Consider the following 12500-nt stretch of genomic DNA (forward strand, 5'->3'; position numbering starts at 1 on the left):
TCTGGTATAAGATCATGAGAATTACATTTAGCCAGTTATTGCTTGTTTTGCTGATGACCGGCATCACTTATTCAAAGCCAACGTCCGCGCAGGGGGTACTGAATAAAAAAATCAGTTTATCTGTGCAGAATAAAACCCTTTCAGATGTTTTGACTTTGATGGCCAAAGCAAATCAAGTTGAATTTGTTTATAACCAGGACGTTATTACTGCAACCGACAGGATCTCGGTAAATTTCGCAAATAAAAATCTTAAAGAAGTATTGGATCAGTTATTGACGCAATACCATATCAGCTACCAGCTATTTAAAGATAAAGTAATTCTGATAGACGCCCACCCGGCTGAAAGTAGTTCGATAGGTACGGCTGGTATCACCAGTGTTGCTGGTGTTGAGATCACCGGTAAAGTAATTGATGAAAAAAACGAAACCCTTATCGGGGTTAGCGTCACTATTAAGGGAACAACCAAGGGTACCATTACCGATGTTAATGGGAATTTTAAACTTACAGTTGCCAGCGTTAACGAGGATATACTGGTGTTTAAATACATTGGCTATGCCACGCTGGAGATTCCCGCTACAGGTAAATTACCGCTAACAATCAAAATGACGGCTGATTCCAAGTCGCTCAACGAAGTTATCGTTGTTGGTTATGGCACTAAAAAGAAGAGCGACCTCACCGGAAGCATAGCCTCTTTAAGCGCCGACGAAATTGTGAAGTCAAAAGCACCCAACGCACAGGAAGCGATACAAGGCAGGCTCCCGGGTGTGGATGTGAAACGCTCGTCGGGAAAGCCGGGGTCAGATATGACGGTGGAGATTCGGGGTGTTAACTCCATTTACGGGAATACGCAACCGTTATACGTTGTTGATGGCATACCAGTATCCAGTATCAATGATATTAACCCCTCGGATATTGAACGGATGGACGTATTGAAGGATGCTTCGTCTACCGCCATCTTCGGTTCGCGCGGTGCCAATGGAGTGGTTATCGTAACTACCAAAAAGGGAACACGCGGCCAAACCAAAATTAACTATGATGGCTATGTAGGCGTGGTAAATGCTTACAACCTGCCCCGTGTGATGACCGGCCCCGAATTTGTATCCTACGCCCGTGAGTTTTACAGCACCCTGGGTGCCAGTGTTACCCCGCAGGTTAATTATACCGATGCGCAGATATTTTCGCCAACCGAGCTGTCCAACATTGCCAGTGGCAATTACACCAACTGGGTTAACCTGATCAAACAGAATGGCATTCAAACCAATCATAACCTTTCTATAACCGGTGGCGACGAAAAAACTACTTACTTCATGTCTACCGGTTACCAGGATTACCAGGGAGCCGTTAAAGTGGAGGATACCAAAAAATACACGCTTAAGGTAGGGATGGATAAAACAGTTAACAACTGGTTTAAAGTAGGCGCATCAATGTACGGTACTTATGCCGATTATAATTTAGGAAGCGGCGAGGTTTTCCGCAGCGCCTACCGTTTAAGGCCTACAGGCAGCGCTTACAACGCAGATGGCAGTAACCGCTTTTTTGCTTACGAAACCGAAGCCCAGATTACCAACCCGCTTTTTGATCTGGAAAACGATTTAAGGGTAACGCAGTATGTACGGGTATTGCCCAATATTTATACCGAGCTCAACCTCGTTAAAGGCCTTTCGTTCCGTTCTTCATTTACCCCCGATATTACTTTTCAACGTGCGGGCACTTATTCTGATCAGTTCTCAAAGATCGGAGCAGGCACAAAACCCAGCTCGGCCACCAACAGCAGCAATCACATTTTTAATTATACGTTTGATAATTTGTTGGTGTACAATAAAATCATCAACGATAATAACAAGTTTGATTTAACAGCAGGCACTTCATTAAACTACTACCAAACCGATAATAACCTCATCAGTGTATCCGGCCTGCCTTACCGCTCTTTGTGGTACAATGTAAGCAGCGCTACGGCGGTAACCATTAACGGCACCACTATCCAGCCAACAACAACCGTTTCAAGCGGTTATACCAAGCAAACCGTGAGCTCCTTTTTCTTCAGGGGCAACTATACCTTTAAAAACAGGTATCTGCTAACGGTAACGGGCCGGGCCGATGGTAACTCCATCTTTGCCGATGGGCACAAATGGGGATTCTTTCCTTCCGCAGCTTTAGGATGGATTGCCAGTAACGAAGACTTTATTAAAAACATATCCGCCATTAATTTCCTGAAATTTAAATTTAGCTACGGTCGTTCGGGTAATGCAGCGGTTAACTCTCTTTACTTTTCTCCCTATGTTACACAGTCGGCAGTGACAACAAGTTTCTATGATTTTAATGGTGCTACCGCCAATGGCTCAGGTGTTTCGGCATTAGCCAACACAAACCTGACGTGGGAAAAAACAGCAGAATACAACGCGGGCTTAGAATTAAATGTACTGAAGAACCGCATAGGGCTTACATTCGATTACTACAATAAAACAGTTGAAGGAGCTATTACAAATGCACAGATACCTGCGGCCAACGGCTTTCCCACTGTAGTTGCTAATGTTGGCTCCATCCGTAACAGTGGTGTTGAGATTGGCCTGAATACAACCAACGTGAAGAGCAAAGATTTCGGCTGGACAACCAATATCAACTATTCGCATAACAAAAATCAAATTCTGGATTTGTTTGGCAATGGTGCCAACGATGTAGGCAACGCCAGGTTTATAGGGCAGAAAGTGCGTGTAATTTATAATTACAAAGTTATTGGTGTATGGCAAACCAGCGAAGCCGCACAAGCTGCTGTTTACGGCCAGAAACCAGGCCAGTATAAAATACAGGATACCAATAACGACGGTAAAATTACCGCCGACGACCGTGTGGTACTGGGCAGTGATATACCTGATTGGTTTGGCGGTATTACCAATACCTTCAATTATAAAGCGCTCGACCTGGGTTTTACCGTATACACCCGCCAGGGCACGGTACAGCAAAGTACTTTTCTGGATCAGTTTATGAACCAGGACCAGGGCCGCGCCCGTTTCGGTGCTTATCAGCGCAGCTATTGGACAGCCACCAACCCAAGCAATACCTGGGCAAACAACGCCCTCGAAACTGATGCCACCAGGAGAACTGCCGCTACTTATCAAAATTCATCTTACACCAAAATAAGTAACATTACGCTGGGGTATACGCTGGCAAAAACAGCAGCCACTAAAATCGGTTTGAGTAATTTGAGGATTTACGCTACCGCATACAATCCATTCATCTTCACCAAATTTATTGGCTGGGATCCCGAAACTGCCGACTTAAGCTCGTTCGGCCTGCAGGATTTTCGCACCCGTACTTTCATCTTGGGCGTTAACGTAACCTTATAATTTCAACTTCATAGTATAAAATCATATGAAATACTCACAAAATAAAATACTATGGTTTGCGTGCCTAATCATAGTATCCTTCACATTCGGCTGTAAAAAATACCTGGAAGAAAGCAACCTGGGCAGCCAAACAGCCGAAACCTATTATATCACCCCATCCGGTTTTGAAGATCTGGTTAAATCAAATTACCCCAACCTACGCTTCCTGTTCGATAACAACACGCTTTACAACTTTGGTACCGATATTTTTTCGTCATACGCGGTTACCGATGTTGTTCCGCTAAATTCGTACAACAGTTCGTTAAACTCATCCATAACCGATATTGATACTTATTGGAAACAGCTTTATTACGCCATAGGCACAACAAACAACACACTTTACTGGGCAACCCAGGTAAAAGGTATGGATGCCACAACGCTCAATACCCGTACCGGCGAAGCTAAGGCGCTTCGCGCTTATTACTATTATATGCTTGCCGAAACATTTGGCGATGTACCGCTGGTTTTGGAGCGGGCTACTTCGGCCAGTGTATCTTTCACCCGGACTCCGGAACAGCAGGTATACGTGCAGATTATTAAAGACCTCACCGAGGCTATTGCTGCGCTGCCCATTACAACAACCGACCAGGGAAGAGTAACCAAAGGGTTTGCACAACATTTGCTCGCCAAAGTTTACCTAACACGCGGCTATAAAACTTATGGCGGCGGCACGGCCGATTTTACTCAGGCGGCTACACTGGCCGAAAACCTCATCACAACCGGCCCTTATTCGTTAAGGCCAACGTTCTCATCATTATTTGATCCCACTGTTGCCAACTTTCAGATCAATTCCGAAGTTATTTTCTCTGTTCAATACAGCACCAATGCGGCAACCAATCCCGTTTATTATCTGGGCAAGGCACAAACTACGCCTATCGTGGGCAATAACCTGCATCAAAATTTTCTTTGGGAAACCAACCCAATATCTGTCATCGGGAGGAGTGCGCTGTACAATAAAGCTATTGTAACTAACGCCGTTCCTGATCCGTATTTTTTTACCCTTTTTGATAAAGCGCGCGATAGCCGTTATCAGGCCACAGTTTGGAACGCACTTATTGCACAGGCTGCCGGAACCGTTAATGGCAAAACCTTTGCTGTAGGCGATACGGTTATCTATTATCCCGATGTTGCTTTTACAGCGGTACAGAAAGCAGCAAAAAAATACTTTGTGTTTAACCCCGACGAATATCATTCGTCTCCTTTTTCCGGTTTGACCAGAACCTACCCTCAATTCAAAAAATTCCGTGAATTAAATCTGGCATACACAGATAATAGCGGCACCAGAGATACTTATGTATTTAGATTGGGTGAAACTTATCTGATAGCTGCGGAAGCGTATTTACAGGCCGGAAATTTAAGCAAAGCACTTCAATACTATAATGCGATGAGAACTCGGGCCGCTAAAACTGGTATCAACCCGGGTAGCGGCGTTGCTTATGCTACAGAAATGCAGGCGAGTACATTAACACTCGACGATATACTGGACGAAAGAGCACGAGAACTAACTGGCGAAGAATTAAGGTGGTTTGAGCTAAAACGGACAGGTAAACTACTGTCGCGCACATTAGCTTTTAATGATGAAGCAAAAGCTACAAACGCCCTCAAGTCGTTCCACTTACTGCGCCCTATTCCTCAGTCACAAATTGACCTTAACCGCGGTGCGTCATTCCCGCAAAATCCAGGTTATTAAACATGCGATGAATTCCGGAGGTGCATCTTATTTGATGCACCTCCGATTTTGATCATTTAAACCTAAATTAACTATGAAAGTAATGTTATTAAGTTGGTTGCTGGCCTTTGGCACCTTATGTGTATACGGCCAAAAGCAGGATTACGATATTTTAAAATACGGAGCCAAACCAGGTATGAGTATTAATAACCAGATTGCGATTCAGAAGGCGATTGATGCAGCTTCAAAAACAGGTGGTAGGGTGGTAGTACCTGCCGGCAATTTTGTTACCGCACCCGTTCACATGAAAAGTTCTGTAGAGCTTTATTTGGCCCCCGATGCGATACTTTACGGCAGCACTAACCGGCTCGACTACAGTGAAAATGCCATGGCAGTTATCCGTGCCCAGGGCGTACACGATATAGCCATAACGGGCAAAGGAACGATCAATGGACAAGGGCGCGACGTGGTTGAAAACTTTTTGGAATTATTGCGTGCCGGCAAATTGACCGATGACCAGTATTTAAATAAACGCCCGAGCGAGTTTGGAAGGCCTAATATTATTTATTTTATTGATTGTGAACGCGTTAAAGTTACTGGTGTCACTTTAAGAAATGCGGCCAGTTGGGTTCAGGATTATAAGCAGTGCAAAGACATAGTGATAGACAGCATCAAAGTGCACAGCAATGAATACTGGAATAACGACGGTATAGATATTGTTGATTGCAAAAATGTAAAGATAACCAATAGCATTTTTAATGCGGCAGACGATGCCATCTGCATCAAGTCTGAAACCAGGGGGCAAATCTGCGAAAATGTGTGGATTGAAAATTGTGTCGCCCGTTCGAGCGCTAACGGCTTTAAAATTGGCACGGGTTCACTAGGCGGGTTTAAAAACATTACCGTAAAAAACCTTACGGTTTACGATACCTATCGCTCCGCAGTAGCCATTGAAACGGTTGATGGCGGCAGTTTACAGGATGTTCATGTGAGCCACGTGAGAGGTATAAATACAGGTAACGCGATATTTATCAGGCTGGGCCATCGTAATAACGACGAGGTGTACAGCACTATTTCAAACGTATCCATCGATGATATTAAGGTGGAGGTGCCAAGTGGAAAACCCGATATCGGTTATCCGGTTGAGGGTCCGCCGCCAAAGGTTGCTCCTCATAATCTGGTGCCTGCTTCTATTACAGGTTTACCCGGGCACCGCGTTCAAAACGTTTCGATCTCTAACGTCGAGATTAGTTACGGCGGCGGTGCTAAGAGGGAAGTAGCGCATATCGGCATCGACTCTTTATCCTCAGTGACGGAAAACGCCGCCGGATACCCGGAGTTTACGATGTTTGGGGAGTTGCCCGCCTGGGCGCTTTATATAAGGCATGCCGAAGACATCAAGATCAGCAATTTTAAGGTTGCTTTAAAAGGGCCCGACTTTCGTCCTGCACTGGTTTTTGATGATGTTTGGGGCCTTACGCTGCAAAAGGCCTATTTGCCCCTAACAGCTCCAACACCTGCCATCGTTTATAAAAACACCGGCAAAATCATCAGTAAAGATATCGCCTTGCCTCAGGGAAACCAAAGTGTAGTAACCCTCGAGAAATAATAAAGAATCTATTATCAAATGAATATAATTTATTGCCGATTAGTTTGTAACCTGAGTTTGCTGTTTATCTTCAGCCTAAGCTCAAAAGGTCAAAACCTTGTCCAATACGTACAGCCAATGGCCGGTACCGGTGTGGCTACTACACCGGCGGCACTTAAGCATGGCGAAGGTTTTGCACTTTTTGCAAATACTATACCAGCTGTAACAACACCATTTGCCATGACCCAATGGACACCGCAAACCCAATCCTCCGAAAGTAAATGCGTGCCCCCTTATTATTATAAAGACGATCACTTTACCGGTTTTCGCGGATCGCATTGGTTAAGCGGCTCCTGTACCCAGGATTATGGCAGTGTAACCATTATGCCCATCAGCGGCAAGTTAAAAACACTCGTCGCTGATTACACGGCGAAGTTTTCTCACGATGACGAAACATCATCGCCTTACCTATATAGCATCAATATAAAAGCTTATCGATTACATGCATCGGTTACATCAACCGCAAGAAGCGCAATTATGTTGTTTACTGCTGATAAGGCCGACAGTGTTTACCTGCTGATTACGCCCAACAGCGATTATAACCAGGGCCATATTAAAGTGGATGCAGCTAATGGAGAAGTAACCGGTTATAACCCGGTACACCGCATTTATCAGGGATGGGGTAAAGAGGCTGGTTTTAGTGGCTATTTTGTTATTAAAATTGATAAAACAATTGGTAACAGCGGAACTTTTGCGGGCGATAAAGTATTTATGGATAACAGCATCAGTAATCAAAAGAGTATTGGTGCTTATCTTGGTTTTAAAATGAAGGCAGGCGAATCGCTCCGTATACGCGTCGGCACGTCGTTCAGCAGTGTTGAGGGTGCCCGCAAAAACCTGCAGGCCGAAATACCCGAATGGAATTTCGATGCTATTGCTGCTAAAAGTAAAGCTACCTGGGAAAGATCTTTATCCCAGATAGGGCTCAAAACTTCGTCGGAAAAAGATAAACGGATATTCTATACCTCGTTTTATCACACCATGCAACAGCCAAGGTTATATAATGACGTTGATGGCGCCTATCCTAAGTTTGCATCTGATCATCAACTGGCTAAACTTAAAAGTGGGAACTATTATGATGATTTTTCGTTATGGGATACCTACAGAGCCCATTTGCCCTTGTTTGAGTTATTGCAGCCGGAAGTGGTAAACAACGTTGCCAACTCATTAATACTGAAAGGGCAGCAAGGTGGTTGGTTGCCAATTTTCCCCTGTTGGAACAGCTATACGTCCGAAATGATTGGCGATCATTGCAGCTCGGTTATCTCTTCTGCCTATTTGAAGGGGATAGGCAATTTTGATGTAAAGGAGGCTTATCGGTTAATGCGCCAAAATGCCTTTGATACGCCAGCTTTAAAAGCCGATTACATTGAAGGTAAAGGCCGCAGGGCGCTGGATAGCTATCTTAAATACCATTATATCCCGGTAGAAGACAGCGTACCGGATGCATTTCATAAAAAAGAACAGGTTAGCCGTACCCTGGAATATGCTTATGACGACTACGCGCTTGCCATGATGGCTAAAAAACTAGGAAAAATTGCCGATTATAAACAACTAATTAAACGCGCCGCATATTATAAAAATGTGTTTGACCACACTACTGGCATGGTGCGCGGGAGACATGCCGATGGTAGCTGGGTTAAACCCTATCTGCCTGACGGTAAGGCTTACTATATTACAGAGGGGACGCCCAGGCAATACACATTTTATGTGCCACAAGACGTAACAGGTTTAGCCCAATTAATGGGCGGACGCAAAAAACTGGAAAATGAATTAGATAGTATTTTTAATAAAAATGAATACTGGCACGGAAATGAACCAGGCCACCAGATACCGTTTATGTATAATTTTACAAGTTCGCCCTGGAAAACACAAAAACAGGTTCGTGATATATTGAACAGGGAATACGGCGACGGCCCTGGAGGCCTAAGTGGCAACGATGATGCCGGCCAAATGTCGGCCTGGTATATGTTTGCGGCAATGGGCCTGTATCCGTTAAACCCGGTATCGGGCCAATACTTAATATGTTCACCTATTTTTGATCAGGTTTCTATCCGCTTACCTAACGGTAAAGTGTTTTTAATAACAGCTCATAAAACCAGCAAAGCGGCTATTTATATACATGAGGTAAGATTAAACGGACGGAAGATGCCGAACAATTATATAAAATACACAGATGTTATAAAAGGCGGTAAACTTGATATTGAAATGCAGGATAAACCCGATAAACATTGGGCAAACAAGGCATTGAATCAACCTCAAGGCTGTCGTTAACCACCGGCTGCCCGTTAAAATGGCAAATAATTTCTATATCCTATTAAGCAATTTATGAAAACAGGCATTTAGTGTTATGGCGGTTAATTCCTAAACGGCTATAATACCTGTTTTCCAATTCGGTGGCTTATGTAATATAAAATGAGTTAATGGGTTCATTATCAACTGCCGGCATATCTTCGATTTCTGCAATGCTTCGCTCGATATTGGCCGACATGGCATCGAGGGCCAGATCATTGGGCATATTTCCGAAGGGATCTTCCAATTCATCGGCAATAGCCTCCAAAGCCGTAAATGTGTAGGCAACGAAGGTAATAATAAACGGCGCAAACCAACCCAGGGGACCGGCAAAACCTAAGGGTAGCAAAAAACAATAGATATAAATGGTGCGGTGGAGTAATACATCATAAGAGAACGGTATGGGTGTACCGGCAATACGCTCACAGCCACCAATGATGTCAGAAAAGTTAGCCAGGTTCCTGTCCATGGCAGCCTGTAAAATGGTATCTATAGAGCCGCGTAACCGCCAACCATTAATCCGTGTGCCAAGTTCCCTCATAATCAACACCGGCTTATACGCTACATTTTCCAGCTTTTCTGCCATCTCAAGTCCAAGCAGCTTGCGCAACTCCGGCATCGCGTCTGTGTGGCGTAACTGGTGATTAAGCGCGTAGGCCATAGCTGCCATTTGCCTGATGAATACTAATTTTTCTGACCTGTGCTGTTCGTCATTAGGGATAAAATTATGCACCTGCTGAGCTAGTGAGCGGGTATCGTTTAGCAAGGCTCCCCAAAGCTTTCTGCCCTCCCAAAACCTGTCGTAGCTTACGGTGTTCCTAAATCCGAGAAATATGGCCAGCGCTATACCAAATATGGTATAAATATTGGTCGAGAGTTCGCCATGAACCCTGTCCAGGTCTGATTTGAAATAAACAACAATTGCGGTAAAGGCGAAAAGCACGCTGAGGCGAGGCAGCAGTTGCGGTAAGACCGATCCTCTCCAAACGAATAGCATCGCGAACCAGTTCTTTTTTTTTCTGATGATCATAGTTGGATTACTTTAACTTTTCTGCCTGTGCAGGTACTTGGTGAGGATTACGATCGTGTGCCCGTCTATTTTACCCTCAATCTGGTCGGTATTATCACTTACCAGGCAAATGTTTTTCACAACTGTGCCCATTTTGGCATTCAACGAACTCGCTTTTACATCATCTTCTCTATTTCTTTACCCACATTTTCAGGTATCTGCTATATGAGTTACCTACTAACTTATAGCCCGCAGGCACCTGCTTGTCTGGTGCATGATAGGTAACCAGCTTTGTGCCCGCCGGCTTACTGTCGAGCATCGCACGGAGGTGAAAAGTGTAGGTGTTGTACAATTCGTAAGAGATATGCACTGCATAATCAATGCGGCTTCCCGGTTCTATATTTTCGTAAAACGAATTGTAAAAATAAAAGTGATCGTATTGGTCATAATTCAGGTCGGTGAGATTACCATGCTTGAAAAATACATTCTGTACACCAATTTGTTCCTTTGCGGTTTCGGCATATCCGTACAGATCTTTACGCTGTTCAATTCCGTAAAAGCTCGCTTCGGGGTGATAGGCGCCTGCCGCGATACAGAACTTGCCAACGCCACTGCCAATATCCAAAACCCGGGCACCCGGACTGGCCAGGAAATTACTGGCTTCCAGCGCAACGCCAAGCCCGGTCCAGTGCAATTGGGAAAGCTCCCTGATATGTCCGGGATATAAAGTGTCGAATGCCGCGTCCTTGCGGAAGTAGGATGTATTCGGGGTATCAGTGTACATGTAAAATAGCTTCTTTTATTTGAGGTAGGTTTTATAAGTAAACAATTATATGAATGCCTTATTGTTGGATCCATAACTGGAGCAGCGTATGAAAGGACTGCTCTGCCAGTACATAGCTGGCGGGAATCATTTCTCCCAGACTTTGGTAGGTTACCACACGTGTACCGGCGGGTTTATCCTTGAGAATAGCTAATAGGTAGCGGTTATAATATTCGTAGAGGCTCTGCGAAACTTCGATGGTATCGTCGATGGCATTTTCCTGGTCGATATTCTCAAAAAAAGAATTGTAAAAATAAAAGTGATCGAATTCACGGAAATTGATCTGCGTAATATTTGCGTGGATGAAACAGGCATTAACCAAACCGAGGTAACTGGCCGTTACGTTGGCATAATGAACCAGTTCGTGTCGCTGTTCTGTCCCATAGTAATTGCAATGTGGGTGGCGGTGGGCCGCCGTTAGGCAAAACTTACCAGTGCCGCTGCCGATATCCAGGATATTGCCCCTAACATTTAAATAGTCGGCTGCTTTTCTTGCAACAGCCAGAGGCGTCCAGTGCCTCAGGGATATCAATTGCAGATGTTCCGGGTACAACCAGTCAAATTCCGCATCATTCCGGAAGAAACAGTCGTTAGGACGCCGTTCCTCCGGCGGGCCTAACCTGGGCTGCTGCGCTTCGGGCTCCGGAGGAAAATAAGAAAAGGGATAAACATCCATCCTGCAAAGTTCCATCATTCCGGCGCTTACTGCACCTGAAGCAGATCAGCCGAAAAGCTGATGTTTATCAGTTTTAAAATTTCGTAACTTTGTCCTATGAGTCTAAACGGAATTTTTCCGATCGACCGCTGGAATTTCACTACGCATTCGGTATTAAGTGTGCTTTCTGATGAAGAAACAGCAGTCATTACCAGGCATGTTTCTGAACAGCGGTTAATAAAGGGAGATGTTATCTTCCGGGAGGGAGCAGTACCCTCCGGCATCTTCCTGGTGCGCAGCGGTAGGGTTAAAAAGTACAAGGTGGACCAACTTGGCAAGGAACAGATTATTTACGTAGCCGGGCCCGGTGAACTGATAGGCTACCATCCGGTGCTTTCGGGAGAACGTTATGCCGACTCGGCCGCTGCTATGGAAGATACCCTGGTTTCGTTTATCCCTAAAGAAGACTTTATGGATATGTTGGCCAGGTCGCCCGTTTTCGCGCAGCGCTTGCTGAAAGCAATGAGCCATGAGTTTACCGTGCTAACCAATAGCATCTCGGTGATTGCGCAACGAACTGGGCCCGAGCGGCTGGCTATTGCGCTCATCGTGCTAAGGGAGAAATTCAAACAGGGATTGGATGATCACGCAACCATTTCGCTAAATATTTCCCGCGCCGACCTGGCGAACATGGCCGGAATTGCCGAAGAAAATGTGATTCGGTTACTCAAGGAATTTAAAACAGAAGGCATACTGGTAACAGAAGGCAGGAAAATTATCATCAAGGACGTTCGCTTGCTGGTAAAACGGGCTAATTACCGGTAATATCAGCTATTAAATTTGAGCAGCTAAGTGTTAACAACACTTTTTATTAGTTGAGTTGGAATTTTCTCACTAAACTCCAGTATATTTAATCCCAAGGATGGTTTTATCGTCTTTGGTGCCTGCAAGTTAAATATCCTTTAATGAATCATCTTCGAAATCACAATAATTTTTTGGGTAAATTGGACAGAAGTGCTTC

8 protein-coding genes and 1 pseudogene are annotated in these 12500 nt (G+C 44.6%); 5 read left to right on the forward strand and 4 right to left on the reverse strand.

Annotated features, from left to right (window positions below; genetic code table 11):
• The first annotated feature begins 14 nt into the window (after nt 1-14).
• The 4 genes from BDD43_RS15285 (at nt 15) to BDD43_RS15300 (ending at nt 8974) form a co-directional block, all read left to right on the forward strand.
• Entirely contained in the window at nt 15-3344 is a 3330-nt protein-coding gene (locus BDD43_RS15285; protein WP_162847079.1) for a TonB-dependent receptor, read from the forward strand.
• Nucleotides 3345-3369: 25 nt separating this feature from the next.
• On the forward strand, nt 3370-5073 hold the full coding sequence (locus tag BDD43_RS15290) for a RagB/SusD family nutrient uptake outer membrane protein (RefSeq protein WP_121198485.1): 1704 nt from the start codon (nt 3370-3372) through the stop codon (nt 5071-5073).
• 73 nt (nt 5074-5146) lie between these two features.
• On the forward strand, nt 5147-6661 hold the full coding sequence (locus BDD43_RS15295) for a glycoside hydrolase family 28 protein (RefSeq protein WP_121198486.1): 1515 nt from the start codon (nt 5147-5149) through the stop codon (nt 6659-6661).
• A gap of 18 nt (nt 6662-6679) precedes the next feature.
• On the forward strand, nt 6680-8974 hold the full coding sequence (locus BDD43_RS15300) for a GH92 family glycosyl hydrolase (RefSeq protein WP_121198487.1): 2295 nt from the start codon (nt 6680-6682) through the stop codon (nt 8972-8974).
• 127 nt (nt 8975-9101) lie between these two features.
• On the opposite strand, the gene BDD43_RS15305 is transcribed toward BDD43_RS15300, so the two are convergent.
• The 4 genes and pseudogenes from BDD43_RS15305 to BDD43_RS15320 form a co-directional block, all read right to left on the reverse strand.
• A complete protein-coding gene (locus tag BDD43_RS15305) occupies nt 9102-10022 on the reverse strand; it encodes a bestrophin family protein (RefSeq protein WP_121198488.1) in 921 nt (306 codons plus the stop codon).
• A 12-nt stretch (nt 10023-10034) separates the two neighbouring features.
• Nucleotides 10035-10172, reverse strand: a pseudogene (locus BDD43_RS15310) (PhnA domain-containing protein); the annotation flags it as partial.
• Between the two features lie 19 nt (nt 10173-10191).
• Nucleotides 10192-10785: a class I SAM-dependent methyltransferase gene (locus tag BDD43_RS15315; protein ID WP_121198490.1), complete on the reverse strand. Its 594-nt coding sequence runs from the start codon at nt 10783-10785 to the stop codon at nt 10192-10194.
• A gap of 58 nt (nt 10786-10843) precedes the next feature.
• A complete protein-coding gene (locus BDD43_RS15320; protein WP_162847080.1) occupies nt 10844-11356 on the reverse strand; it encodes a class I SAM-dependent methyltransferase in 513 nt (170 codons plus the stop codon).
• A 240-nt stretch (nt 11357-11596) separates the two neighbouring features.
• Between BDD43_RS15320 and BDD43_RS15325 the strand changes: the two genes are divergently transcribed.
• Nucleotides 11597-12304 (forward strand): Crp/Fnr family transcriptional regulator, encoded by a 708-nt coding sequence (locus BDD43_RS15325; RefSeq protein WP_121198492.1) that lies wholly within the window; start codon nt 11597-11599, stop codon nt 12302-12304.
• Nucleotides 12305-12500: the final 196 nt, after the last annotated feature.

Source organism: Mucilaginibacter gracilis, assembly GCF_003633615.1.
Taxonomy (GTDB): domain Bacteria; phylum Bacteroidota; class Bacteroidia; order Sphingobacteriales; family Sphingobacteriaceae; genus Mucilaginibacter; species Mucilaginibacter gracilis.

Bases quoted from the DNA above. Each gene is read 5' to 3' on its own strand.
- BDD43_RS15285 (WP_162847079.1), top strand. From the start codon at position 15: ATGAGAATTACATTTAGCCAGTTATTGCTTGTTTTGCTGATGACCGGC.
- BDD43_RS15290 (WP_121198485.1), top strand. From the start codon at position 3,370: ATGAAATACTCACAAAATAAAATACTATGGTTTGCGTGCCTAATCATA.
- BDD43_RS15295 (WP_121198486.1), top strand. From the start codon at position 5,147: ATGAAAGTAATGTTATTAAGTTGGTTGCTGGCCTTTGGCACCTTATGT.
- BDD43_RS15300 (WP_121198487.1), top strand. From the start codon at position 6,680: ATGAATATAATTTATTGCCGATTAGTTTGTAACCTGAGTTTGCTGTTT.
- BDD43_RS15305 (WP_121198488.1), bottom strand. From the start codon at position 10,022: ATGATCATCAGAAAAAAAAAGAACTGGTTCGCGATGCTATTCGTTTGG.
- BDD43_RS15315 (WP_121198490.1), bottom strand. From the start codon at position 10,785: ATGTACACTGATACCCCGAATACATCCTACTTCCGCAAGGACGCGGCA.
- BDD43_RS15325 (WP_121198492.1), top strand. From the start codon at position 11,597: ATGAGTCTAAACGGAATTTTTCCGATCGACCGCTGGAATTTCACTACG.